Here is a 23,326-nt window from a genome sequence, read left to right on the forward strand (position 1 = left end):
CGCCCGCTGCCGCCGACGCCCTTGACCAGGCAGGACGCGGCGATCCACGCCGGGCCGGCGTTCCGGTTCCTCGGTTTGCCGAGTCCGGTGGCACGATGGGGGGCATGGCGGCTCCGCAGGTTGCACCTGTCGAGACGCCGGACACCGATGAGGTGCCGGCGTCCGACCGGCCGTGGGTGACGATCGTGTGGGATGACCCGGTCAACCTCATGACGTACGTGACCTGGGTCTTTCAGAAGCTCTTCGGCTACAGCCGGGAGAAGGCGGAACAGCTCATGCTCGACGTGCACCACAAGGGCCGCGCCGTGGTCTCCAGCGGCGCCCGGGAACGGATGGAGCACGACGCGTCGCAGCTGCACGCGTACGGGCTGTGGGCGACGGTGGACCGGTCGTGAGCATGTTCCGTCGCCAGGGCGACCGCTACGTCGTCACCTTCGCCGTCGACGAGGTGCGGGTGCTGCGGAAGGTGGCATCCGAGGTGGTCGGGCTGCTCACCGACGGCTTCGACCACACCGACCCGGTGGTGGGCCGGCTCTTCCCCGAGGTCTACCCGGAGGACCCGTCCGGCACGGCCGAGTTCCGCCGCTACACCGAGGGCGACCTCAAGACCGCCAAGATCGACCAGGCCGGTGCGATCCTCGCGTCGCTGCCCGACGAGGCCGGCGGCGAGGTGCGTCTCGACGCGGAGGCGGCCGAGGCGTGGCTGCGGGCGCTCAACGACGCCCGGCTGGCGATGGGCGTCCGGCTGGAGATCAAGGACGGCACCGACCTCGGCGAGGAGCTCGACGACGCGGTCGCCGAGGACCCGACCTCCAGCCGGGTGTTCCAACTGTCGGTCTACGCCTACCTCGGCTACCTCCAGGAATCCCTGCTCAACGCCTTGATCGACTAGGCGTGACCGGCACCACCTTAAGGTCGCGGCAGGTACGCGTTAGGCTGGACCACGTGCTGAGCATCGACCGGTCGATCATCGACGCGATCGTCGCCCACGCCCGGCGGGACCACCCCGACGAGGCGTGCGGCGTGGTCGCCGGTCCCGCCGGCAGCGACACCCCCACCCGGCACATTCCGATGGACAACGCGGCCCGTTCCATGACGTTCTACGAGTTCGACTCGATGGAGCAGCTGCGGGTGTGGCGCGAGATGGACGACCGGGACGAGGAGCCCGTCGTCATCTACCACTCGCACACCGCCACGGAGGCCTACCCGTCCCGCACGGACATCTCGTTCGCCGGTGAGCCCGGCGCGCACTACCTGCTGGTCTCCACCCGCGACGCCGACACGGAGGAGATCCGCTCCTTCCGGATCGTCGACGGCGTGGTGGCCGAGGAGCCGGTCCGGATCGTGGACGCGGGGGTGGACCCGCACGCCGTGCAGTCCTACATGTTCGGGCAGAGCCCGGCGACGGTCGACTACGAGTGTTCCGGCCGCTGATCCAGCGCCGTCACACCCGTCCACGTCCCGTCACCCTTCGGCACGCCCGATCATCATCGAGGAGCACGACACCATGGCCATCGAGGTTCGCATCCCCACCATCCTGCGCAGCTACACCGGCGGCGCGAAGGTCGTCGAGGGCGCCGGCGACACGCTGGGCGACCTGCTCGCCGACCTGGACTCCCGGCACGCCGGCCTGAAGGCCCGGCTGGTCACCGACGCCGGTGCGCTGCACCGCTTCGTCAACGTCTACGTCAACGACGAGGACGTCCGTTTCCTGGGTGCGCTGGACGCCAAGCTCAACGACGGCGACAGCGTGACCATCCTGCCGGCCGTCGCCGGTGGCGCGTTCGGCTTCGCCGCGGCTGCCGCGATCGCCCAGCACGGCGCCGCAGTCGCCGCGCGGTCGGCCGCCGCCACCCGCTGACGGGGGCGGTCGCCATGGCGCGGTACGACAGCCTTCTCGACGCCTGCGGGGGAACGCCCCTCGTCGGGCTGCCCCGGCTCTCACCGACGGTGCCCGACGGGGCGCCGCCGGTGCGGCTCTGGGCGAAGCTGGAGGACCGGAACCCGACCGGCAGCATCAAGGACCGGGCGGCCACGTTCATGGTCCGGGCGGCCGAGGAGGCCGGCCGGCTCCGGCCGGGCGACACGATCCTCGAACCGACAAGCGGCAACACCGGCATCTCGCTGGCGATGGTGGCCAAGCTGCGCGGCTACCGGCTGGTCTGCGTGATGCCGGAGAACGTCTCGACCGAGCGGGTGCAGCTGCTCCGGATGTACGGCGCGGAGATCATCTTCTCGCCGGCGGCGGGCGGCTCCAACCAGGCGGTCGCCACCGCAAAGCAGATCTCGGCCGAGCACCCCGACTGGGTCATGCTCTACCAGTACGGCAACGAGGGGAACGCCCGGGCACACTACGAGACCACCGGCCCGGAGCTGCTGCACGACCTGCCCACGATCACGCACTTCGTGGCGGGCCTCGGCACCACCGGGACGCTGATGGGCACCGGGCGCTATCTGCGCGAGAAGGTCGACGGCATCCAGGTCGTCGCGGCCGAGCCCCGCTACGGCGAGCTGGTCTACGGGCTGCGCAACATCGACGAGGGCTACGTCCCCGAGCTCTACGACGCGTCGGTGCTGTCCCGGCGCTTCTCCGTCGGCACCCGCGACGCGGTGCTGCGGACCCGGCAGCTCGTCGAGGTGGAGGGCATCTTCGCCGGTTTCTCCACGGGCGCGATCCTGCACGCCGCCCTGGCGGTGGCGCACGAGGCCGTCCGCGCCGGCCAGCGGGCCGACGTGGCCTTCGTGGTCTGCGACGGCGGCTGGAAGTACCTCTCCACCGGGGCGTACGGCGGCACCCTCGCCGACGCGGAGGAGGCCCTGGAGGGCCAGCTCTGGGCGTGACGTCGAGTGGCCGGGCCACCGACCCACGTCGGTGGCCCGGCCGCCCGTCACGGCCCCCGCGACGCGGCCGGCCCGCTAACCCAGCGCTACCGGCGGACGCCGTCTCGTCACGGGATCCGGTCGGGCGGCCCGGGCCGGGTGTCACGTTGGTGACAACTTCCTGTGGATGACTCTTGTCGTCGCGCGGGCGCGCGTAGGCTGCCCTGCGTGGTGTACGCGTCGGTAGAGATCATCCACAGCGGGACCGTCGACGCGGAAACTACGCATAGTTACAGTGAGAAGACTCGATGCGACTGACCGTCCTGGGCTGCGCGGGCAGTTTCCCCGGTCCCGAGTCCCCCTGCTCGGCCTACCTCGTCGAGGCGGACGGCTTCCGGCTGCTTGTCGACTTCGGCTCCGGGTCGCTGTCCAACCTCCAGCGCTACGCGGGGCTGCACGCCCCCGACGCCATCATCCTGACCCACCTGCACTGCGACCACATCCTCGACGCGGTGACGTACGTGGTGGTCCGCCGCTACGCCCCCGACGGCCCCTACCCGTCGCTGCCCGTCTACGCCCCCGCTGGCGCACCGGACCGGTTGGCCGCCGCGTACGGGCAGGAGGACGGCACGGTCGAGGACGTCTACCAGTTCTACGCCCTCGAACCCGGCACCTTCCCGATCGGCCCGTTCGCGGTCACCGTCGACCGGGTGAACCACCCCGTCGAGACGTACGGCGTCCGGCTGGAGCACGGCGGTCGGGTGCTCTGCTACTCCTCGGACACCGCGCCCTGCGACGCGCTGCTGCGGCTGGCCCAGGACGCCGACACGTTCCTCTGTGAGGCGAGCTACCTCGACGGCGTGGAGAACCCGCCGGACCTGCACCTGACCGGCGGGGAAGCCGGCGAGGTGGCGACCAAGGCGGGAGTGGGCCGGCTGCTGCTCACCCACCTCGTGCCCGCCTGGGGCAGCGAGGCGCACACCGTGGCGTCGGCCGGCGCCGCCTTCGACGGGCCGCTCGAGGTCGTCCGGCCCGGCGCCAGCTACGAGATCTGACCGGGCAGTCCGACGTCCGGCCGCTCCGTGCCTCGCACGGGGCCTCGGAAACCGGGTCGTCCGCCTAGGATCTCGCCGGTGAGCGACTCCCCCTCCGGGTCGGCCGGCTGGCAGCCCCACCCGCCAACTTCTCCCACGGGCCCGCCCGGCCCGCCTGGTGCGCTGTTCCCGCCGGCCCCGGCCGGGACCTGGCCAGGCCACCCGCCGTCGGCCGCCGGGCCGCACCCGCAGTCGGCCGCCGGGCCGTACCCGCCGTCGGCCGCCGGGCCCCACCCGGCGCCCGGACAACGCGTCGCGTACCCGCCGGTGGCCGGCCTTCCGTCGGCCGGGTCCGGCTCGCCACCGCCGCGCCGGTCCACCGGGCTGCGGGTGCTCTTCGTGCTGCTCGCCGGGCTGCTCGCGACAGGGCTCTGCGCCGGTGGCGGCATCGCGGGCTACCTGGGTTGGTGGGAACCCCGGCAGGACACGGCCGAGCGGCGCGCGATCTTCGCGGACTGGGGGCGGCCGCACAGCTTCACCTCCGACGGGCTCGTCGAGGGCGACGACGCGTCGTCGCAGGTGTACCGGTTCACCTGCCCGCAGGGGCGGTGCCCGGTGGACCTCGGCGAACGGGTGCACGACTGGCTCGTCACCGCCGGAGCACAGGACGCCAAGATCGATGACGTGACGCGGTGCGTGGCCCACGGCTTCCAGTACGGCGGCCCCACCTGCACCTGGACGTGGCGGGCGAACGGTTGCCGGGCGACCGTGACGACGACGGGCCTGGACAAGGTGCCGAGCGGCTGGGACCGGCCGCTCGTGCTCAACGTCCGCATCCGTGAGTGCGACTGATCCGGGCGACGGACGCGCCGTCGACCGGGACGGGGCACCCCGGAACGGCACGACCGCCGCACCGCATAGGGTGCAGGGATGGCACGACCTGACGGGCGGCGACCCGACGAACTCCGACCTGTGACGTTGACCCGGGGCTGGAGCACCCATCCGGAGGGCTCGGTGCTCGTGGAGTTCGGCGGCACCCGGGTGCTCTGCACCGCCAGCGTGACCGAGGGCGTGCCCCGCTGGCGCAAGGGCTCCGGGCTCGGCTGGGTCACCGCCGAGTACGCGATGCTGCCGCGGGCCACCAACACCCGCTCCGACCGGGAGAGCGTGAAGGGCCGCGTCGGCGGGCGTACGCACGAGATCTCCCGGCTGATCGGGCGGAGCCTGCGGGCGTCCATCGACCTGAAGGCCCTCGGCGAGAACTCGATCGTGCTCGACTGCGACGTGCTCCAGGCCGACGGCGGCACCCGCACCGCCGCGATCACCGGCGCGTACGTGGCGCTGCACGACGCGGTGACCTGGCTGGCCGGGCGCAAGTCGCTGGCCGGCAAGCCGGACAAGGTGATGCACCGCTCGGTGGCCGCGATCAGCGTCGGGATCATCGACGGCGAGCCCCGGCTGGACCTCGACTACACCGAGGACGTCGCCGCCGAGGTCGACATGAACGTGGTGTGCACCGGCACCGGCGAGTTCGTCGAGGTGCAGGGCACCGGCGAGGCGGGCGTGTTCGCCCGCGAGCAGCTCGACGCCCTGCTCGACCTGGCCGTCGCCGGCTGCGTGGAACTGGCCGAAGCCCAGCGGAAGGCGTTTAACTCATGAACAAGGTGCTGCTCGCCACCCGTAACCGCAAGAAGCTCGTCGAGCTCCAGCGGATCCTCGACGGCGCACTCGGCGCGCACCGCGTCGCCCTGATCGGGCTCGACGACGTCGAGGAGTACCCGGAGCTGCCCGAGACCGGCCTGACCTTCGGCGAGAACGCGCTGATCAAGGCGCGGGAGGGCTGCCGGCGCACCGGCCTGCCGACCATCGCCGACGACTCCGGGATTGCCGTCGAGGCCCTCAACGGCATGCCGGGGGTGTTCAGCGCCCGCTGGGCCGGCCGGCACGGCAACGACCAGGCCAACCTCCAGCTCGTGCTGGACCAGATCGCGGACCTGCCCGACGAGAATCGGGCCGCGTCGTTCGTCTGCACGGTGGCCCTGGTGCTGCCCGGCGGCAAGGAGCACCTGGTCGACGGCCGGCAGAGCGGCCGGCTGCTCCGGTCGCCGCGCGGTGACGGCGGGTTCGGCTACGACCCGATCTTCCTCGGCGACGGCCAGGACCGCACCAACGCCGAGCTGACGCCGCAGGAGAAGGACGCGGTCAGCCACCGGGGCAAGGCGCTGCGGGAGCTGGCCAAGCTGGTCGCCAAGGTGCTGCCGCCCGCAAGCTGACGGACCCGCCCCGGTGGGAGGGGTGCTGACGGGGTTCGCCGTCATCGTCACCGTCATCGCCGTCGGCTACGCCCTCGGCCGAGGTGGGGTACTGGGACCGGACGCGGCCACCGTCCTCTCCCGCGTCGCGTTCTTCGTCGCGACCCCGGCGCTGCTGTTCGAGACGGTGGCCCGGGCGGACGTGCCCGCGGTCGTCTCGTCCGCCCTCGTCGTCACGGTGGCGAGCACCACCGCCGTGGCGTCGGTGTTCGTCGCCGTCGCGCGGCTCTGCTGGCGCCGCTCCGTCGCGGACGCGACGATCGGCGCGCTGGCCTCGTCGTACGTCAACGCGGCGAACATCGGCATCCCCGTCGCGGTCTACGTCCTCGGGGACGCCTCGTTCGTCGCGCCCGTGCTGATGTTCCAACTGGTCGTCATGACGCCCGTCGCGTTCGCCTTCCTCGAGGCGGCCACGGCGGGAAGCAGGCCGTCGCTCGGCACGGTGGTGCTCCAGCCGCTCACCAACCCGGTCACCATCGCGTGCGCGCTGGGCGTCGCGGCCAGCCTGACCGGCTGGCTGCCGCCGGAGCCGGTCCTGCGGCCGATCGAGCTCGTCGCCGCGATGGCGGTGCCCGCCACGCTGATCGCGTACGGCCTCTCCCTGCACGGCGCGCCGCGGCCCGGCTCCGGCGACACCGGACGCGACGTCCGGCTCGCGGTCGTCCTCAAGACGGTGGTCCAGCCGGCCGTCGCCTACCTCGTCGCCCGCTTCGCGATGGGGCTGCCGCCCGGCCTCGTGCTGGCCTGCACGGTCACCGCCGCGCTGCCGACGGCGCAGAACGTCTTCGTCTACGCGATCCGCTACGGCCGGGGCACGGTCCTGGCGCGCGACTCGATCCTGCTGTCGACGGTGGCCGCCGTACCCGTGCTGAACGGGGTGGCGGTGCTGGCGGGCTGACACCCGCGGGCGCCCGGGCCGCCGTGGCGCCACGGCGGCCCGGGGCGGCCGTCAGTCGAGGGGGCCGATCTCGCGCTCGATGGCGGCGCGCAGCTCGGGCCCGGCCAGCACGGCCCGGGCGGCCTCCATCAGCGGGGCCAGGAAGACGTCCGGCCCGGGCTCCCCGGCGATCCCGCCGAGCGCCGCGACGGCCGCCCGCCCGGCCGGCGACGGGGTGAGCGGGGCGCGCAGCTGGAGTCCGCGTACCCCGGCGAGCAGCTCGACGGCGAGCAGGCTGGTCAGGTTGTCCAGCACGGTGCGCAGCTTCTTGGCCGCCGCCCAGCCCATCGAGACGTGGTCCTCCTGCATGCCGCTGGTGGGCAGTGAGTCCACCGACGCCGGCGCGGCGAGCCGCCGGTTCTCCGCGACGATCCCGGCCGCCGTGTACTGGGCGATCATCAGCCCGGAGTTGACCCCCGCGTCGGGGGAGAGGAACGCCGGCAGCTCCCGGGACCGGGTGACGTCGAGCAGCCGGTCCACCCGGCGCTCGGCGATCGCGCCCACCTCGGCGGCGGCGATGGCCAGGAAGTCCGCGGCGAAGCCGAGCGGCGCGCCGTGGAAGTTGCCGGTCGACTCGACGCGGCCGTCGGGCAGCACCACCGGGTTGTCCACCACCGAGACCAGCTCCCGCCCGGCCACCGTCCGGACGAAGTCCAGCGTGTCCCGGGCCGCCCCGGCGACCTGCGGCGCGCACCGCATCGAGTACGCGTCCTGCACCGCGTGCGCGAGGTCGTCGCGGTGCGAGTCCATGACCCGGGAGTCCTGGAGCAGCCGGTGGATGTTCGCCGCCGAGGCCGACTGCCCAGGGTGCGGCCGGATGGCGTGCAGCTCCGGCAGGAACGGCCGCTCCGAGCCGAGCATCGCCTCGATGGCGAGGGCGGCGGTGACGTCGGCCATCGTGAACAGGTGCGCGGCGTCGTGGATCGCCAGCAGCAGCATGCCGAGCATGCCGTCGGTGCCGTTGATCAGTGCCAGCCCCTCCTTGGCGGCCAGCCCGACCGGCGACAGCCCGGCCCGGCGCAGCGCGTCGGCGGCGGGCAGCCGCTCGCCGGCCGGGCCGAGCACCCAGCCCTCGCCGAGCAGCACCAGCGCGCAGTGCGCCAGCGGCGCCAGGTCGCCGGAGGCGCCCAGCGAGCCGTGCTCCGGCACCCACGGCGTCACGTCGTGGTTGAGCAGGTCGACCAGCGCCTCGGCGAGCAGGGGCCGGACCCCGGAGCGGCCGAGCGCCAGCGAGCGGACCCGCAGCAGCATCATGGCCCGGACCACCTCGCGCGGCATCGGCGCGCCCACCCCGGCGGCGTGCGAGCGGATCAGCGCGTGCTGGAGCTCGGCCCGCCGTTCGGGCGCGACGAAGGTGTTCGCCAGCGCGCCGAACCCGGTGGAGACGCCGTAGACCGGGCGGCCTGCGGCCTCGATGCCGTCGACGATGGACCGGCTGGTGGTCATGGCGTCCACGGTGGCCGGGTCGAGGACGACCTTGGCGGAACCGCGCGCCACGGCGAGCACGTCGGCGGGGGAGATCCCGGTGGGCAGGATGGTCACGGTCATTGCGGCACTCCGTTGCGCAGAACCTGGCGGATCAGTGGCACCCCCGGCCGGTAGGCCAGGTGCAGGTGGGACGGGGCGTCGAGGACGATCAGGTCGGCCCGCGCGCCCACGCCGAGCCGCCCGATGTCGTCGCGGCGCAGCGCCCGCGCGCCGCCGGCGGTCGCGGCCCAGACGGCCTCCGCCGGGGTCATCCGCATCTCGCGTACGGCGAGCGCCACGCAGAACGGCATCGACGACGTGTACGACGAACCGGGGTTGCAGTCCGTCGCCAGCGCCACGGTGACGCCGGCGTCGAGCAGCCGGCGGGCGTCCGGGTAGGGCGAGCGGGTGGAGAACTCGGCGCCGGGCAGCAGGGTGGCGACGGTGGTGGTGTGCCGGCCGTCGGCGCACATGCAGTCGAACCGGGCGGAGGCCAGCGCGTCGACGTCGGCGTCGGTCAGGTGGGTGCAGTGGTCGACGCTGGCGGCGCCCAGCTCCACGCCGAGCTGGACGCCCGGCCCGGGGCCGAGCTGGTTGGCGTGCACCCGCACGCCCAGCCCGACGGCCTGCCCGCAGGCGAGGATCGCGCGGGCGTGGTCCACGTCGAACGCGCCCCGCTCGCAGAAGACGTCGATCCAGCGCGCGTGCGGCGCGGCGGCGGCCAGCATCGGCCCGCACACCAGCCCCACGTAGTCGTCGGGGCGGTCGGCGTACTCGGCGGGGACCACGTGGGCGCCGAGGAACGTGGTCTCCTCGCTGACCTCGGCGGCGATCCGCAGCGAGCGGGCCTCGTCGGCGACGGTGAGGCCGTACCCGCTCTTGATCTCCATGGTGGTGGTGCCCTGCCGCAGCGCCTCGTCGCGCAGCCGCCGCACGGTGGCCCGCAGCTCGTCGTCGCCGGCCGCCCGGGTGGCGCCGACCGTGGTCCGGATGCCGCCACCGGTGTACGGCTGCCCGGCCATCCGGGCGGCGAACTCGGCGGCCCGGTCCCCGGCGAAGACCAGGTGGGCGTGGCTGTCCACGAAGCCGGGCAGCACGGCGGCGCCCTGGGCGTCCAGGCGTCGGTCGGCGGCCGGCGCGTCGCGGGACGGCCCGATCCAGGCCACCCGCCCGTCCTCGACCAGCAGGGCGACGTCGCGCCGGATGCCAAGCGGTCCGCCCTCGCCCCCGGGCTCGTTGGTCACCAGCTCGCCGATGTCGTCGACCAGCAGACTGCTCATGCGGTCACCTCCTCGATCGCCGCGGTCAGTTCGGCCGGCACGTCGACCGTGAGGTGCCGGCCGTCGCGCACCACCGGCCGGCCGTCCACCACGACGTGCGTGACGTCGGCCGCGCCGGCCGCGAACCAGACCCCCACCGGCGGTACGCCGGCCGTGCGCGGGCTGTCCAGCCGTACGGTCACCAGGTCGGCGCGTGCCCCCACGGCGATCCGCCCGGCGTCGCGCCAGCCCAGCGCGGCGTGACCGCCCACGGTGGCCGCGTCGCGCAGCTCGGCGGGGCCGAAGTGGCCGCGCCGGCGGGTGCGCAGCCGCTCGTCCAGCTCCACCGCGCGGGCCTCCTCGAAGAGGTCGATCACGGCGTGGCTGTCGCTGCCCAGGCTGAGCGGCAGGCCGACGTCGGCCATCCGCCGGGCCGGGCCGATCCCGTCGGCCAGGTCCCGCTCGGTGGTCGGGCAGAGGCAGACGCCCGTGCCGGCGTCCCCGAGCAGCGTGAGGTCGCCGCCGGTCAGGTGGGTGGCGTGCACGGCCGTGGTGTTCGGGCCGAGCGCCCCCCGGTCGGCGAGCAGCCGGGCCGGGGTGCAGCCGTGCGTGGCCCGGCAGGCGTCGTTCTCCGCCGGCTGCTCGGAGAGGTGCACGTGCAGGGGCGCCCCACGCCGGTCCGCCCACCCGGCCACGGTGGCGAGCTGCCCGGCCGGCACCGCGCGCACCGAATGGATCGCCGCACCCACCCGGACGTGGTCGTCGGTGGGCCGGAACGCGTCGACCCGCTCCGCCCAGCGCAGCGCGTCGCCGTCGCCGAAGCGCCGCTGCGGCCCGGCGAGCGGCTCCCCGTCGACCGTGGCGGTGAGGTAGCAGGTGTCCAGCAGGGTGATCCGGATCCCGGCGTGCGCGGCGGCCTCGACCAGCGCCGCACCCATCGCGTTCGGGTCGGCGTACGGGGTGCCGTCCGGGTCGTGGTGCACGTAGTGGAACTCCCCGACGCAGGTGACGCCGGCCAGCGCCATCTCGGCGTAGACCGCCCGGGCCAGGGCCAGGTACGAGTCCGGGTCCAGCCGTTGCGCCACCGCGTACATCCGGTCGCGCCAGGTCCAGAAGTCGCCGCGTCCGCCGTGGGTGCGCCCGCGCAGCGCCCGGTGGAACGCGTGCGAATGGGCGTTGGCGAGCCCGGGCAGGGTCAGCCCGGGCAGCCGCTCGGCATCGGTCATGACCTCGACCCCGGCGGGTGGCGTGCTCCCGGCCGTCAGCGGGGTCACCCCGGTGATCCGCCCGTCGGTCGTCTCGATCAGCACGTCGGCGGTCGGCTCGGCGTGGTCGGGCAGCCACGCGTACTCGGCCAGCCAGCGGGTCCCGGTCATGTTGTCTGCCCCCTGTCGAGCTGCCCCGTCTGTAGGACCGCCGCATCCGCGCGCCCGGTTGAGCGCCGCGCGCCACGCCGGCCCCACACCGTCGGCGCCGCCACCGTGCCCAACGAACCAGTCCCTCCCGGTCGATGCCCCACCCGTGCGGGCAGCTCGACAGTGCCTGTGGGGTGGGCCGGGCCGGGGCGTTGCCCCGACCGTGGGGGCAGCTCGACAGCGTGCGCCGGACGGGTCGGGTGGGGGCCGCGTCCGGCGACTGCGGCAGACCTGCGCGTGGACGGCCGGGCGGTCAGCGGCACGTCAGCTCCTCCAGCACCCGGGCCAGGGCGGTGACCCCGGCCGCGCAGTCGGCGTCGCTGGCCGACTCCGCCGGCGAGTGCGACACCCCCGTCGGGTTGCGCACGAAGAGCATCGCCGTGGGCAGGTGCGCGGCGAGCACCCCGGCGTCGTGCCCGGCCCCGGTCGGCAGCACCGGCGCGTCGAGCAGGGTCGCGAGCCGCTCGGCCAGGCCACCGTCGAAGGAGACCAGCGGGGTGGCCGACTCCTCCGTCAGCGCCACCTCCGTACCGTCGCGGCGGGCCCGCTCGGCGGCCTTCGCACGTACCGCGTCGACCAGCCCCGTCAGCGTCTCCGGCTCGGCGGCCCGCGCGTCCAGCCAGCCGGTCACCTTCGACGGGATGGCGTTGGTGGCGTTCGGCTCCACGGCCACCCGGCCGACGGTGGCGTGGGCGCCGCGCAGCCGCGCCTCCTTGTTGGCCGCCAGCACCGTGAAGGCGTACGTCAGCATGGGGTCGCGGCGGTCGGCCATCCGGGTCGTACCGGCGTGGTTGCCCTCGCCGGTGAACTCGAAGCGCCAGCGGCCGTGCGGCCAGATCGCGCTCGCCACCCCGACCGGCGCGCCGGCGTCCACCATCGCGCGGCCCTGCTCGACGTGCAGCTCGACGAAGGCGGCGAAGCCGCCGAGCAACTCGGGCCGGGCGCCCGCCGGCCGGGTGCCCAGCGCCTCGGCGAAGCTCACCCCGCCGGCGTCGCGCAACCCGCCCGCGCGCTCCACCGCGATCTCCCCGGCGAGCAGCCGCGACCCCAGGCACGGTACGCCGAAGCGCGCGCCCTCCTCCTCGACGAACGCGCCGACCACCACGGGTCGGGTCGGCGCGACGCCGGCCGCGCGCAGCTCGTCGACGGCGAGGAACGCGCTGACGATGCCGAGCGGCCCGTCGTAGGCCCCGCCGTGCGGCACCGAGTCGAAGTGGCTGCCCGTCAGCACCGCGTCGCCGGCCTCCGGGTCACCCCACCGGGCGAACAGGTTGCCGTTGCCGTCGTCGGTGACCGGCATGCCCCGGCGGTCGGCCTGCTCGCGGAACCACTCCCGCAGCCGCAGCTCCGGCTCGGTCAGCGCGTACCGCAGGTAGCCGCCGCTGCCCTCGTCACGCCCGACCGGTGCGATCTCGTCCCACAGCGCCCGGAACCTGTAAGGAAGGGACCCTTCCTCTACCAAATCCGTTAACAAGGTGCCCTTCCTCACGCCTCGGCCATGGGGGTGCGGACGCCGGTAGCCTGCGCGACCTCGCGGGCGGCGTCGTAGCCGGCGTCGACGTGCCGGATGACGCCCATCGCCGGGTCGTTGGTCAGCACCCGCTCGATCTTCTGCCCGGCCAGCGCCGTGCCGTCGGCGACGCAGACCTGCCCGGCGTGGATGGACCGGCCGATGCCGACGCCGCCGCCGTGGTGGATCGACACCCAGGACGCTCCGCTGGCGGTGTTGACCAGCGCGTTGAGCAGCGGCCAGTCGGCCACGGCGTCGGAACCGTCGGCCATCGCCTCGGTCTCCCGGTACGGGCTCGCCACGCTGCCGCAGTCCAGGTGGTCCCGGCCGATCACCACGGGCGCGGAGAGCTCGCCGGAGGCGACCATCTCGTTGAACCGCACCCCGGCCCTGTCCCGCTCGCCGTAGCCGAGCCAGCAGATCCGCGCCGGCAGGCCCTGGAAGGCGACCCGCTCGCCGGCCATCCGGATCCATCGCGCGAGCGACTCGTTCTCCGGGAACAGCTCCAGGATCGCCCGGTCGGTGGCCGCGATGTCGGCCGGGTCACCGGAGAGCGCCGCCCACCGGAACGGACCCTTGCCCTCGCAGAACAACGGCCGGATGTACGCGGGCACGAAGCCGGGGAAGTCGAAGGCCCGCTCGAAGCCGCCGAGCTTCGCCTCGCCCCGGATCGAGTTGCCGTAGTCGAAGACCTCCGCGCCGGCGTCGAGGAACCCGACCATCGCCTCGACGTGCTTCGCCATCGACGCCCGCGCCCGGTCGGTGAACTCGGCCGGCTTCGCCGCCGCGTAGTCCCGGGCGTCGGCCGGCTCCACCCCCTCCGGCAGGTACGACAGCGGGTCGTGCGCGCTGGTCTGGTCGGTGACGATGTCGATGTCGACGCCCCGGCGCAGCAGCTCCGGGAAGACCGTGGCCGCGTTGCCGACCACGCCCACGCTCAGCGCCCGCCGGTCCCGCTTCGCGGCCAGCGCCCGCTCGACGGCGTCGTCCAGGGTGTCGGCGACCTCGTCGAGGTAGCGGTCGTGCACCCGCCGGTCCAGCCGGCTGCGGTCCACGTCGACGATCAGGCAGACGCCGCCGTTCATGGTGACCGCGAGGGGCTGTGCCCCGCCCATCCCGCCGCAGCCGGCGGTCAGCGTCAGCGTGCCCGCCAGGGTTCCCGCGAACTTCTTGGCGGCGACGGCGGCGAACGTCTCGTAGGTGCCCTGGAGGATGCCCTGGGTGCCGATGTAGATCCACGAGCCGGCGGTCATCTGCCCGTACATGGTCAGGCCGAGCTGTTCGAGGCGGCGGAACTCCGGCCAGGTGGCCCAGTCGCCCACCAGGTTCGAGTTGGCCAGCAGCACCCGGGGCGCCCACTCGTGGGTACGCATGACGCCCACCGGCCGGCCCGACTGCACCAGCATGGTCTCGTCGTCGCGCAGGTCGGTCAGGGTGCGCACCAGCGCGTGGTACGACGGCCAGTCCCGCGCCGCCTTCCCGGTGCCGCCGTAGACCACCAGGTCGTCGGGGCGCTCGGCCACCTGCGGGTCGAGGTTGTTCATCAGCATCCGCAGCGCGGCCTCCTGGGGCCACCCACGGGCGGTGCGTTCGGTGCCGCGTGCGGCGCGGACGGGCTGGGTCATCTCGGTTCTCCTCCGGGTCATCCGAGGAACAACTGGCGGCGGGCGGCGGAGGCTTCGAAGGCCTCCAGCCGGCGCTGGGTGTCGGTCGGGGTGGCGTCGCAGATAGCCTGGAGCAGCACCATGGCCAGGGCCATCGGCGCGGTGTGCAGGTCGAAGACGAGCTGCGCGCCGACGGCGGCGGGCAGCACCACGTCGGCGTGCTCGGTGGCCGGGCTGACCGGCGAGTCGGTGATGGCCACCACGGTGAGGCCGGCGGCCCGCGCCTCGCGCAGCGCGTCCAGGGTCTCCCGGGGATAGCGGGGCAGGACGAAGGCGAGCAGGGCGCCCGCCCCGGCCTCGGCGGCCTGTTCGAGGCGGTCGGTGAGCAGGCTGCCGCCGTCGTCGAGCACGCGTACGTCGGGGTGCACCTTGGCGGCGAAGTAGGCGAAGTAGGCGGCCAGCGGGGCGGCGGCGCGCAGGCCCAGCACCGGCAGGGGGCGGCTGGCGGCCAGCAGCCTCCCGGTCTCGGCGATCCGGTCCCGGTCGGCGAGCTGCCCGGCGAGGCGGTCGAGGTTGCCGATCTCGGCGCGTACCGCCTGCTGGAGCTCGTTGCCGGCGTCGGTGGCGTCGCCCGGGGCGCCGGCGGACAGCTCGCGCAGCCGGCGGCGCAGCGCGGGGTAGCCGTCGTGGCCGAGCGCGACCGCGAACCGGGTGACCGACGGCTGGCTGACCCCCGCGAGCTCGGCGACCTCGGCCGCCGAGAGGTACGCGGCGGCCGGCGCGTGCTGCACGAGGCAGTGCGCGATGCGGCGCTGGGTGGGGGTGAGCCGGACCCCCTGGAACAGGTCCAGCACCCGCTCGGTGGGCGCCACGACAGCTCCCTCATTCATGCCGCGACTCTATGCATGAAAACTTTCACAAGCAATACGGCGACACCAGGCCCTGCGCGACCTCCTGGATGCCGGCCGAAGCGGCCCTTGGCAGGATGGCGGGCGAGCACGGCTTCACCAAGCTTCTGTACGTTGACCAGAAGGTGCAGGAGAAGGAGCCGGTGCGAACTACCTTCGGGAGACCGTTGTGATCGTGTGGGACGAGTGGCGTCCGTTCCTCCGCAGGATCGTGGACGAGGGCGGTGACATCGGTGACGTGGCCCGCGCCATCAGAGATCACGGCGAAGGCCGTTACATCGCGGCGGGAATTGCGGCACGACACGAGTTCGGGCTGCTTCTGCCGGACGTATCGAAGATCATTGCCTGGGCCGAGGCGAAGGGCGGCGACGACGGCCTGGCTGAACTTCGGTCGGAGATCCGCACTCCTCTGAGGTGACTACTGCTACAGACTGCGCCCAGCGGGAGCCCCTCTGGCCGAGGTGCTCCCGCTCGGCGCGCCACCTGCCAACCAACTTGTGCGCGGGGTGCGCTCTGCACTACACCTGACCGCCTGCGGCTGGTAGAACCCTTGCGTGGACGCAACGAAGCTCCGGCGGGCCATCGCCCGCACCCCCCTCGCCCCCGTCGCGGCCTTCCCCAAGCGCCTGGCCCGCGTCGTCCGCCACGACGCCAAGGTGCTGCGCACCTCGGCCCGCTGGCTGGTCACCTCGCGCGAGCACCACAACTACACGTACGAGCTGACCAAGCTGAGCCGCCACCACCTCGCCTGGTTCGTCAGCGTGGTCTGCGACGTGCCCGTCAAGCAGGTCCGCGCGTACTTCACCGAGATCGAGTCGGACGACGTGCTGCGCCGGCACATCGAGTCCGCCACGGCCGGCGCCGCCCGCCGGGGCCTGGCCGACCGGCAGGTCCGCTACGCCCGCCGCATCGGCTGGTACGCCATCGTGCGCGCCACGAAGCCGACGCACGTGGTCGAGACCGGCGTCGACAAGGGGCTCGGCAGTTGCGTGCTCGCCGCCGCGCTGCTGCGCAACGCCGCCGACGGGCAGCCCGGCCGGGTCACCTCGCTGGACATCAACCCGGAGGCCGGCTACCTCGCCCGCACCGCGCCCTGGTCCGAGGTGGTCGACCTGGTGATCGGCGACTCGATCGCCTCCATCGCCGCGCTGGACCGGCCGGTCGACCTCTTCCTGCACGACAGCGACCACAGCCGGGCCCACGAGAAGCGCGAGTTCGAGGCGGTCGAGGGCAGGCTGGCCCCGGGCGCGATCCTGCTCACCGACAACGTCACCGCCACCAACGTCCTCGCCGAGCACGCCGAGCGCACCGGCCGGCGCTTCCTCGCCTACCGGGAGACCCCCGCCAACCACTGGTACCCGGGAGACGGCATCGGCATCGCCTGGTAGACATCTGCTCGCTGCCGCCCAAGGCGGGGATCGCAGTTGGTGGGCGCCTCGTGACTGAACGGAGATTGGCGTGGTGACAGAACACCGACTGGCCATGACGCTCATCGCCGCCGTGCACCGGTGCCAGCTTTCGATCGCTGAGTACGGGCGCCACATCTGGCTCAAGTACGACTTCGGGGCGAACGCTGAGCACCTGCCCTATCTGACGACGGAGGTGGAGACCGAGAGATCGTCGGTGGACATCCGCAGCTGTCTGCAGGCGTCCTCGGCGGCGGATGCGGATCTGCCCAACGTCTTCGTCGTCCGCCTCGTGCTGACGTTCGAAGCGGATGAGGCGCGGGTCGAGTCCTTCGTGGAGGCTCACCTGGAGGACCAGCTGGGCAGGTTCGGGCCGGGTTCGCACGTGCTGTACGAGCGAAGGTCGGAAGGACTGGGCTTCGACGAGGCGATGACCGTTGCGGCGTCGCACGTCGATGCGCTGTATGACACCGACGACTACCCGCTCCGGTTGGGCATGACGGCACGATGAACCTTCTCGGGCACCCACCCCGGCTGGGTGCCCGCGATCGTCCCTGGCCGTCCGACAACTGGCTGGTCGGGAATCCATCGTCATGACAGGGTTGCCTGATGCGGTTGAGCGCCATCCACACGTACCCCGTCAAGGGTTGTCGCCGGCTCGACCACGACGTCGCGGGCGTCGAGCCGTGGGGCCTGGCCGGCGACCGGCGCTGGATGATCGTCGACGCGGACGGCGTCGGCGTCACCCAGCGGGAGACCACGCGCCTGGTCGGCCTGCACGCCACGCCCCACGACGGCGGCCTGTTGCTGCGCGCCGAGGGGCACGACGACCTGGTCGTGCCCGAGCCGGTCGGCGGTGAACCCGTCGCGGTGCGGACCTTCCGCAACCGCAAGCTTCCCGTCCCCGCGCTCGCCGCCGGGCTGGCGGCCGACGCCTGGATCGGCGCGTTCCTGGGCCGTGCCGTCCGGCTGGTCTGGCTCGCCCGACCGACCCGGCACATCCCGTCGGGGGACCGGGAGCACGACACCGGTGAGCAGGTCAGCTTCGCCGACGCCTACCCGCTGCTGCTGGCCACCGCCGGCTCGCTCGACGCGCTTAACGGGTGGCTCGCCGAGGCCGACGAGGAGCCCGTGCCGATGGCGCGGTTCCGCCCCAACCTGGTGGTGGAGGGCGCGCCGGCCTGGGCCGAGGACGACTGGGTCGGCCGCCGGCTGCGCATCGGCGCCGCCCGCTTCCGCGCCGCCGGGCCGTGCGACCGCTGCGTGGTCACCACCACCGACCAGGAGACGGGCGTACGCGGAAAGGAACCGCTGCGCACCCTCGCCCGGCACCGGAAGGTCCGGCAGAAGCTCCTCTTCGGACTCCACCTCGTCCCCGCGGCCACGGGCAGCGTCGCGCTCGGCGACGAGCTGGTGGTGGAAGACTGACCGGTGTGACCGACGGTACCGCTCCCACGGCAGACGTGCGCACCCCCGGACGCCGCCGCGCGCCACGCTCCCGGGCCCCCCGCCGGCTCGCCGTCGGCGGTGTCGCGGCGCTCGCGGCGGTGCTCGGTCTCAGCCTGGCCCTGCGCTCCGGGCCCACCCCCGCCTGCGCCGCGCCGCCCGCCGCCGGTGTCGTCCACAAGGGACAGGCCACCTTCTACGACTCGAATGGCGCCGGCGGGAACTGCTCCTACCCGGCCGCGCCCGCGAACCGGCTCTACGTCGCGTTGGGCCCCGACGCGTACGCGGCCGGCGCGGCCTGCGGCGGGTACCTCGACGTGACCGGCCCGCAGGGCACCGTGCGCGTCCTCGTCATGGACCAGTGCCCGGAGTGCGCCGACGGGCACCTCGACCTCTCCCGGGAGGCGTTCGCCCGGATCGCCAATCCCGCGGAGGGGGTCGTGCGGGTCAGCTACCGCGCGGTGGCCGACCCGGCGCTGACCGGCCCGCTCACCTTCCGGATGAAGGAGGGCTCGTCGCGGTGGTGGTTCGCCGTCCTGGTCGCCGGCCACGGCAACCCGCTGCGCGCCGTCGAGGTACGGCCGGCTGGCGGCGGTGACTGGCGCTCGGCGGCCCGGGAGGACTACAACTACTGGCTCGTCCCGTCCGGCGCCGGGCCCGGCCCGTACGAGATCCGGGTCACCGACACCCGGGGTCACCGGGTCACCGCCACCGGCGTCCGGATGGTGCCGGGGCAGGTCCAACGCGGCACGGTCCGGATGTACGGCCGGGGCGGCGCCGCCGCGACCCGCCCACCGTCGCCCACGCGGTCACCCTCGGCCCGGCCCGATCCGACCGGCACGGCCCCGGCGACCCCGTCGGCGGTGCGGTCCTCCGGCCGGCCGGTGGTGGACGCGGCGGTCGAGCCTTCCGCGCTCACGTCCACGTCGCCGCGCGCCTGCGGGGGCTGAGGCCGGGCTCGGCTCAGCCCTTGGCTGCCGGCGGGGCGGTCAGGTCCAGCCACATGAGGATCTCGTCTCGGTCGTCGCCGGGGGCGACCCGCAGCGCGCCGGGCAGCCGCCCGATCTCCCGGTAACCGAGCCCGCGGTAGAACCGGTCGAGCCCCAGCCCGTCCCGGACGGTCACGTGCAGCGCCTCCCATCCCATCCCACGGCCGAGGCGCTCGGCCTCGCGCATCAGCGCGGCGCCGTACCCGTTGCCCTGGGTGTCCGGGTGGACCATCACCCGCTTCAGCACACACCAGTGCGCCTTCAGGTCGAACCGGTTGTCGCAGAAGATCAGCGCGGCGACGGGCCGCTCGCCCGAATATCCCACGAGGAGGCGGTCCGGGCCTTCGGCGATGCCGGCGAAGGTGGGGTCCGCCGTGTGCCGGACGTCGGCGACGGTGACCGGCGGCACGAAGCCGACCGCCCCGCCGGCGTTGGTGACGTCGACCCAGAGGGCGACGATCCGTTCCCGCAACTCGGGGGTCAGCTCGGGATCGAGGACGAAGCGCAGGCTCACCCGGTAATCCTGACCGCGCGGGCCCCGCGCCGACCCGCGATCGTGACGCGCGCGACAGGGCGCTCGGTGCGGGAGGGGGGACTCGAACCCCCACGTCCTTTCGGACAATAGGACCTAAACCTACCGCGGCTGCCGTTACGCCACTCCCGCCGACCCGCTGAGTCTAGAGTGTCGCGCCGAGCCGGTGGTGTGCTCGGTCCCGGCGCGGGCGGCGACCTCAGTCCAGCCCGAGATCCCGGCGCAGCTTGGCGACGTGGCCGGTGGCCTTCACGTTGTAGAGCGCGCGCTCGATCTTGCCGTCCGCGTCGATGACGAAGGTCGAGCGGATCACGCCGGTCACCGTCCTGCCGTACGACTGCTTCTCGCCGTACGCGCCGTAGGCGGTCAGCACGGACCTGTCGGTGTCGGCGACCAGCGGGAAGGTGATGGCGTCGCGCTCGCGGAACTTCGCCAGCTTCTCCGGCTTGTCGGGCGAGATCCCGACGACCTCGTAGCCGGCGGCCTGGAGCGAGGCGAGCGAGTCGCGGAAGTCGCAGGCCTGCTTGGTGCAGCCGGGCGTCATGGCCGCCGGGTAGGCGTAGAGCACGACCTTGCGGCCGCGCAGGTCGGTCAGCGAGAGCGTCTCGCCGGTGTCGGTGGGGAGACTGAACTCGGGCGCGGGGTCACCGGGGGAGAGGCGGTCGGGCGCGGTCATGGCCCCGACCCTACCGCCGGCCCCGGCTGTCCCCGGACGGCACGCCGACCCCGACCGGAACGCGTCCCGGCCGCTCCCGAGCGGCGCGCCGACCCGACCGGAACGCCGCCCCGGCCGGCACGCCGGGTCGGCGGCGGACGCGCACTCGGGCGTACGCCAGTTGCCAACTCTTGGCAACTGCCAAGCCTGGGAAATAGGCTGACGTCAACGGCCGGGCCTGGCCGGGCGACGCGTGGGAGGCCGCGTGGAGAACCTGGCGATGCACATCTCGAACGGGATCATCGACGGTCCCGTCGCGGCGGTGTTCGCGGCGGTGGCGCTGCTCGCGACGACGTTCTGCGTCCTGCGCGGCAGGCGTGACCTGGACGACCGGCTGGCCCCGATGGCCGGGCTCGTCGCGGCCTTCATCTTCGCCGTGCAGATGCTCAACTTCCCGATCTTCACGGCCGGCGTCAGCGGTCACCTGCTCGGCGGGGCGCTCGCCGCGATGCTGGTCGGCCCGTGGGTCGGCGCGCTCTGCGTGGCCGTGGTGCTGGTCGTGCAGGCGCTCGTCTTCGGCGACGGCGGCGTGGCCATGCTCGGGCTCAACATCACCAACATGGCCGTGCTCGGCACCGCCGCGGCGTACCTGCTGATCGCGCTGCTGCTGCGGGTGCTGCCGCGCACCCCGGCCGGCCTGGGCGTGACCGCCTTCGTCTCCGCACTGGTCAGCGTGGTGGTCGCGTCGATGGGCTTCGTGCTCCAGTACCAGCTCGGCGGCACCACCGACCTCGGCGGCAACCTGGGCGGTCTGGCCGGCACGATGGCCGGCGTGCACCTGCTGATCGGCATCGGCGAGGGCCTGATCACCGCGACCACGGTGGTCACCGTCGCGAAGGTACGGCCCGATCTCGTCTACGCGCTGCGCGGGCTGCGTGCGGCGTCCACGCCCGCCGTCCCCGTCGTCGGAGGTGCCCGGTGAGGAAGCGTTCCTGGGGATTCGTCGTCGGCGGGCTGCTGGTGGCCCTGCTCCTCGCCGGGGTGGTCAGCAACTTCGCCTCGTCCCACCCCGACGGGCTGGACTCGTCGCTGCGCGAGGGCTGCACCTTCGACGCCGACGACAACATCACCGGCGGCAACTGCCCCGCCCAGCGGGAGCGCGAACACGAGGTCGGCGGGCCGCTGGCCGACTACGGGGTCGCGGGGATCGACAACGAGTTCCTCTCCACCGGCCTGTCCGGCGTCCTCGGCGTGCTGCTCACCTTCGCGGTGGCCGGCGGGGCGTTCTGGCTGGTCCGCCGCCGCGGCCCCCGGGACGAGGACGCGGCCGGGGGCGCCCGCACCCCCGTCGGGGCGTCGGGTCGGGAGTAGCGGCCGGATGGGCGCCGGGCACGCGCACGTGCTGTACCGGGACGCCGCGTCACCGGTGCACCGGCTCCCGCCCGAGGTCAAGATCGCGGCGATGGTGGCGTTCACCCTCGCCGTGGTCGGCACCCCGCGCGAGGCGTTCTGGGCCTTCGGCGCGTACGCCCTGCTGGTCGCGGTGGTGGCGGCGCTGGCCCGGGTCGGGCCCGGCTGGCTGCTGCGCCGGTCGCTGATCGAGCTGCCGTTCGTGCTGTTCGCGGTGGCGCTGCCGTTCCTCGGCGCCGGTGAGCGGGTCGACGTGTTCGGCCTGAGCCTGTCGTCCGACGGGCTGCTCGGGGCGTGGAACATCGTCGCCAAGGGCACCCTCGGCGTGCTCGCCTCGCTGCTGCTCGCCGCGACGACCACGACCCGGGACCTGATCGTCGGCCTGGACCGGCTGCGCTGCCCGCAGATCCTCACCCAGATCGCCACGTTCATGCTGCGCTACCTGGACGTGCTGGTCGGCGAGGCCCGCCGGATGCGGGTGGCGCGGATGTCCCGGGGCGACGACCCGCGCTTCCTGTGGCAGTTGCGCGGCTTCGCGACCGGCGTCGGCGCGCTCTTCCTGCGGGCGTTCGAACGCGGCGAGCGGGTCTACCTGGCGATGCTGTCGCGCGGCTACACCGGGCGGATGCCGGCGGTGTGGCAGGGCGCGGGCGCGGCGACCGCCGGCCAGTGGCTGGTCGCGGCCACCGTGCCGGTCCTGGCGGCCGGCATCGCCGCCACGGCCGTCGTGCTGACATGATCGGTGCCGTGCAGACCGCCCTCTCCCTGGACGTTCGTGGTGTCCGCTACGCGTACCCGGACGGGCACGTCGCCCTGCACGGAGTGGACCTGACCGTGCCGCGCGGCGACCGGGTGGCGCTGCTCGGCCCCAACGGCGCCGGGAAGACCACGCTGGTGCTGCACCTCAACGGCATCCTCACCCCGGCTGAGGGGAGCGTGAGCGTCGGCGGGCTGACCGTCAGCCAGGACCGGGCCACGCTCGCCGAGGTACGCCGCCGGGTGGGCATCGTCTTCCAGGACCCGGACGACCAGCTCTTCCTGCCCACGGTGGCCGAGGACGTGGCGTTCGGGCCGGCCAACCTGGGCCTGCGCGGGGCGGAGCTGTCCGCCCGGGTGGACGAGGCCCTCGCCGCGGTGGGGATGGGCGAGCACCGGGACCGCGCGCCGCACCACCTCTCCTTCGGGCAGCGGCGCCGCGTGGCGGTGGCCACCGTGCTCGCCATGCACCCGGAGATCCTCGTCCTCGACGAACCGTCGTCCAACCTCGACCCGGCGGCCCGCCGCGAGCTGGCCGGGATCCTGCGCGCCCTGCCGGTGACGCTGCTGATGGTCACCCACGACCTGCCGTACGCCCTGGAACTCTGCGACCGCTCGGTCATCCTGGACGCCGGCCGCATCGTCGCCGACGCTCCCACGGCCGACCTCCTGGCGGACGCCGACCGCCTCGCCCGCCACCGCCTCGAACTCCCCCGGGGCTTCACCCCCACCCGCACCCCCCACTGACGCCCCCGCGCCCCACCCCGAGGCGTCGATCATGCACTCATGGCGCCCGATCAGACCTCTTCTGCTCCGGTTCGTCCCCCACCACAACTCCATGATCGACGCGCGAGGTGGGGGTGGGG

The 23,326-nt window shown here is 73.9% G+C and carries 27 protein-coding genes and 1 tRNA gene; 19 read left to right on the forward strand and 9 right to left on the reverse strand.

Annotation, left to right across the window (positions count from 1 at the left end; genetic code table 11):
* Positions 1-104 precede the first annotated feature (104 nt).
* The 10 genes from clpS (at position 105) to RM555_RS15885 (ending at position 7,064) form a co-directional block, all read left to right on the forward strand.
* Entirely contained in the window at positions 105-395 is a 291-nt protein-coding gene (gene clpS, locus RM555_RS15840; protein WP_089001780.1) for an ATP-dependent Clp protease adapter ClpS, read from the forward strand.
* Between the two features lie 2 nt (positions 396-397).
* A complete protein-coding gene (locus RM555_RS15845) occupies positions 398-892 on the forward strand; it encodes a DUF2017 domain-containing protein (protein ID WP_192581321.1) in 495 nt (164 codons plus the stop codon).
* 53 nt (positions 893-945) lie between these two features.
* Complete coding sequence (locus tag RM555_RS15850) at positions 946-1,434, forward strand: M67 family metallopeptidase (protein ID WP_311412455.1); 489 nt, start codon at positions 946-948, stop codon at positions 1,432-1,434.
* Positions 1,435-1,507: 73 nt separating this feature from the next.
* Positions 1,508-1,861: a MoaD family protein gene (locus tag RM555_RS15855; RefSeq protein WP_311412456.1), complete on the forward strand. Its 354-nt coding sequence runs from the start codon at positions 1,508-1,510 to the stop codon at positions 1,859-1,861.
* 14 nt (positions 1,862-1,875) lie between these two features.
* Positions 1,876-2,841, forward strand: coding sequence for a PLP-dependent cysteine synthase family protein (locus RM555_RS15860; RefSeq protein WP_132233856.1), 966 nt, complete (start codon positions 1,876-1,878; stop codon positions 2,839-2,841).
* Positions 2,842-3,128: 287 nt separating this feature from the next.
* Positions 3,129-3,875 (forward strand): MBL fold metallo-hydrolase, encoded by a 747-nt coding sequence (locus RM555_RS15865; protein ID WP_132233858.1) that lies wholly within the window; start codon positions 3,129-3,131, stop codon positions 3,873-3,875.
* Between the two features lie 78 nt (positions 3,876-3,953).
* Complete coding sequence (locus RM555_RS15870) at positions 3,954-4,706, forward strand: hypothetical protein (RefSeq protein WP_311412457.1); 753 nt, start codon at positions 3,954-3,956, stop codon at positions 4,704-4,706.
* 78 nt (positions 4,707-4,784) lie between these two features.
* Positions 4,785-5,513 (forward strand): ribonuclease PH, encoded by a 729-nt coding sequence (gene rph / locus RM555_RS15875; RefSeq protein ID WP_311412458.1) that lies wholly within the window; start codon positions 4,785-4,787, stop codon positions 5,511-5,513.
* Positions 5,510-6,127, forward strand: coding sequence for an RdgB/HAM1 family non-canonical purine NTP pyrophosphatase (rdgB, locus tag RM555_RS15880; RefSeq protein WP_311412459.1), 618 nt, complete (start codon positions 5,510-5,512; stop codon positions 6,125-6,127). The genes rph and rdgB overlap by 4 nt, the downstream gene beginning before the upstream one ends.
* A gap of 22 nt (positions 6,128-6,149) precedes the next feature.
* Entirely contained in the window at positions 6,150-7,064 is a 915-nt protein-coding gene (locus RM555_RS15885; protein WP_311412460.1) for an AEC family transporter, read from the forward strand.
* A gap of 51 nt (positions 7,065-7,115) precedes the next feature.
* Here the strand turns inward: RM555_RS15885 and hutH are convergent, their stop codons facing one another.
* From hutH to RM555_RS15915, 6 genes are all read right to left on the reverse strand, one after another.
* Complete coding sequence (hutH, locus tag RM555_RS15890; protein WP_311412461.1) at positions 7,116-8,651, reverse strand: histidine ammonia-lyase; 1,536 nt, start codon at positions 8,649-8,651, stop codon at positions 7,116-7,118.
* Entirely contained in the window at positions 8,648-9,850 is a 1,203-nt protein-coding gene (gene hutI, locus RM555_RS15895; protein ID WP_311412462.1) for an imidazolonepropionase, read from the reverse strand. Before hutI ends, hutH begins: the two co-directional genes overlap by 4 nt.
* The gene (locus tag RM555_RS15900; protein ID WP_311412463.1) at positions 9,847-11,205 is read right to left on the reverse strand and encodes a formimidoylglutamate deiminase; all 1,359 of its coding nucleotides are present in this window, start codon (positions 11,203-11,205) and stop codon (positions 9,847-9,849) included. Before RM555_RS15900 ends, hutI begins: the two co-directional genes overlap by 4 nt.
* A 292-nt stretch (positions 11,206-11,497) precedes the next feature.
* Positions 11,498-12,718, reverse strand: a complete 1,221-nt coding sequence (locus RM555_RS15905; protein ID WP_311412481.1) for an allantoate amidohydrolase — start codon at positions 12,716-12,718, stop codon at positions 11,498-11,500.
* An 11-nt stretch (positions 12,719-12,729) separates the two neighbouring features.
* Entirely contained in the window at positions 12,730-14,379 is a 1,650-nt protein-coding gene (hutU, locus tag RM555_RS15910; RefSeq protein WP_311412464.1) for a urocanate hydratase, read from the reverse strand.
* Positions 14,380-14,396: 17 nt separating this feature from the next.
* Positions 14,397-15,248 carry a MurR/RpiR family transcriptional regulator gene (locus RM555_RS15915; RefSeq protein WP_311412465.1) on the reverse strand — a complete coding sequence of 284 codons (852 nt, stop codon included), beginning with the start codon at positions 15,246-15,248 and terminating at the stop codon, positions 14,397-14,399.
* 187 nt (positions 15,249-15,435) lie between these two features.
* Here RM555_RS15915 and RM555_RS15920 point away from each other — a divergent pair, with 187 nt between their 5' ends.
* The 5 genes from RM555_RS15920 (at position 15,436) to RM555_RS15940 (ending at position 19,068) form a co-directional block, all read left to right on the forward strand.
* Complete coding sequence (locus tag RM555_RS15920; protein ID WP_311412466.1) at positions 15,436-15,684, forward strand: hypothetical protein; 249 nt, start codon at positions 15,436-15,438, stop codon at positions 15,682-15,684.
* Between the two features lie 136 nt (positions 15,685-15,820).
* Positions 15,821-16,654 carry a class I SAM-dependent methyltransferase gene (locus RM555_RS15925; RefSeq protein WP_311412467.1) on the forward strand — a complete coding sequence of 278 codons (834 nt, stop codon included), beginning with the start codon at positions 15,821-15,823 and terminating at the stop codon, positions 16,652-16,654.
* Positions 16,655-16,724: 70 nt separating this feature from the next.
* A complete protein-coding gene (locus RM555_RS15930; protein WP_311412468.1) occupies positions 16,725-17,183 on the forward strand; it encodes a hypothetical protein in 459 nt (152 codons plus the stop codon).
* 98 nt (positions 17,184-17,281) lie between these two features.
* A complete protein-coding gene (locus tag RM555_RS15935; protein WP_311412469.1) occupies positions 17,282-18,100 on the forward strand; it encodes an MOSC domain-containing protein in 819 nt (272 codons plus the stop codon).
* 5 nt (positions 18,101-18,105) lie between these two features.
* Complete coding sequence (locus tag RM555_RS15940) at positions 18,106-19,068, forward strand: expansin EXLX1 family cellulose-binding protein (protein ID WP_311412470.1); 963 nt, start codon at positions 18,106-18,108, stop codon at positions 19,066-19,068.
* A gap of 13 nt (positions 19,069-19,081) precedes the next feature.
* Here the strand turns inward: RM555_RS15940 and RM555_RS15945 are convergent, their stop codons facing one another.
* From RM555_RS15945 to bcp, 3 genes are all read right to left on the reverse strand, one after another.
* Positions 19,082-19,621 (reverse strand): GNAT family N-acetyltransferase, encoded by a 540-nt coding sequence (locus RM555_RS15945; protein WP_311412471.1) that lies wholly within the window; start codon positions 19,619-19,621, stop codon positions 19,082-19,084.
* A 67-nt stretch (positions 19,622-19,688) separates the two neighbouring features.
* Positions 19,689-19,771, reverse strand: a tRNA-Leu gene (locus RM555_RS15950).
* Positions 19,772-19,838: 67 nt separating this feature from the next.
* Positions 19,839-20,315 (reverse strand): thioredoxin-dependent thiol peroxidase, encoded by a 477-nt coding sequence (gene bcp / locus RM555_RS15955; RefSeq protein ID WP_151456739.1) that lies wholly within the window; start codon positions 20,313-20,315, stop codon positions 19,839-19,841.
* Between the two features lie 244 nt (positions 20,316-20,559).
* Between bcp and RM555_RS15960 the strand changes: the two genes are divergently transcribed.
* From RM555_RS15960 to RM555_RS15975, 4 genes are read left to right on the forward strand one after another with little or no spacing between them, the layout of a single operon-like run.
* A complete protein-coding gene (locus RM555_RS15960) occupies positions 20,560-21,276 on the forward strand; it encodes an energy-coupling factor ABC transporter permease (RefSeq protein ID WP_311412472.1) in 717 nt (238 codons plus the stop codon).
* On the forward strand, positions 21,273-21,665 hold the full coding sequence (locus RM555_RS15965) for a PDGLE domain-containing protein (RefSeq protein WP_151456737.1): 393 nt from the start codon (positions 21,273-21,275) through the stop codon (positions 21,663-21,665). Before RM555_RS15960 ends, RM555_RS15965 begins: the two co-directional genes overlap by 4 nt.
* Positions 21,666-21,672: 7 nt before the next feature.
* Complete coding sequence (cbiQ, locus tag RM555_RS15970) at positions 21,673-22,443, forward strand: cobalt ECF transporter T component CbiQ (RefSeq protein WP_311412473.1); 771 nt, start codon at positions 21,673-21,675, stop codon at positions 22,441-22,443.
* Positions 22,440-23,207, forward strand: a complete 768-nt coding sequence (locus RM555_RS15975) for an energy-coupling factor ABC transporter ATP-binding protein (protein WP_311412474.1) — start codon at positions 22,440-22,442, stop codon at positions 23,205-23,207. The genes cbiQ and RM555_RS15975 overlap by 4 nt, the downstream gene beginning before the upstream one ends.
* Positions 23,208-23,326: the final 119 nt, after the last annotated feature.

The sequence above is a fragment of the Micromonospora reichwaldensis genome, assembly GCF_031845925.1.
GTDB classification, from domain to species: Bacteria; Actinomycetota; Actinomycetes; order Mycobacteriales; family Micromonosporaceae; genus Micromonospora; species Micromonospora reichwaldensis.

Bases quoted from the DNA above. Each gene is read 5' to 3' on its own strand.
- hutI (WP_311412462.1), bottom strand. From the start codon at position 9,850: ATGAGCAGTCTGCTGGTCGACGACATCGGCGAGCTGGTGACCAACGAG.
- RM555_RS15845 (WP_192581321.1), top strand. From the start codon at position 398: ATGTTCCGTCGCCAGGGCGACCGCTACGTCGTCACCTTCGCCGTCGAC.
- RM555_RS15935 (WP_311412469.1), top strand. From the start codon at position 17,282: ATGCGGTTGAGCGCCATCCACACGTACCCCGTCAAGGGTTGTCGCCGG.
- rdgB (WP_311412459.1), top strand. From the start codon at position 5,510: ATGAACAAGGTGCTGCTCGCCACCCGTAACCGCAAGAAGCTCGTCGAG.
- hutH (WP_311412461.1), bottom strand. From the start codon at position 8,651: ATGACCGTGACCATCCTGCCCACCGGGATCTCCCCCGCCGACGTGCTC.
- hutU (WP_311412464.1), bottom strand. From the start codon at position 14,379: ATGACCCAGCCCGTCCGCGCCGCACGCGGCACCGAACGCACCGCCCGT.
- bcp (WP_151456739.1), bottom strand. From the start codon at position 20,315: ATGACCGCGCCCGACCGCCTCTCCCCCGGTGACCCCGCGCCCGAGTTC.
- RM555_RS15975 (WP_311412474.1), top strand. From the start codon at position 22,440: ATGATCGGTGCCGTGCAGACCGCCCTCTCCCTGGACGTTCGTGGTGTC.
- RM555_RS15900 (WP_311412463.1), bottom strand. From the start codon at position 11,205: ATGACCGGGACCCGCTGGCTGGCCGAGTACGCGTGGCTGCCCGACCAC.
- clpS (WP_089001780.1), top strand. From the start codon at position 105: ATGGCGGCTCCGCAGGTTGCACCTGTCGAGACGCCGGACACCGATGAG.
- cbiQ (WP_311412473.1), top strand. From the start codon at position 21,673: ATGGGCGCCGGGCACGCGCACGTGCTGTACCGGGACGCCGCGTCACCG.
- RM555_RS15915 (WP_311412465.1), bottom strand. From the start codon at position 15,248: ATGAATGAGGGAGCTGTCGTGGCGCCCACCGAGCGGGTGCTGGACCTG.
- RM555_RS15860 (WP_132233856.1), top strand. From the start codon at position 1,876: ATGGCGCGGTACGACAGCCTTCTCGACGCCTGCGGGGGAACGCCCCTC.
- rph (WP_311412458.1), top strand. From the start codon at position 4,785: ATGGCACGACCTGACGGGCGGCGACCCGACGAACTCCGACCTGTGACG.
- RM555_RS15865 (WP_132233858.1), top strand. From the start codon at position 3,129: ATGCGACTGACCGTCCTGGGCTGCGCGGGCAGTTTCCCCGGTCCCGAG.
- RM555_RS15855 (WP_311412456.1), top strand. From the start codon at position 1,508: ATGGCCATCGAGGTTCGCATCCCCACCATCCTGCGCAGCTACACCGGC.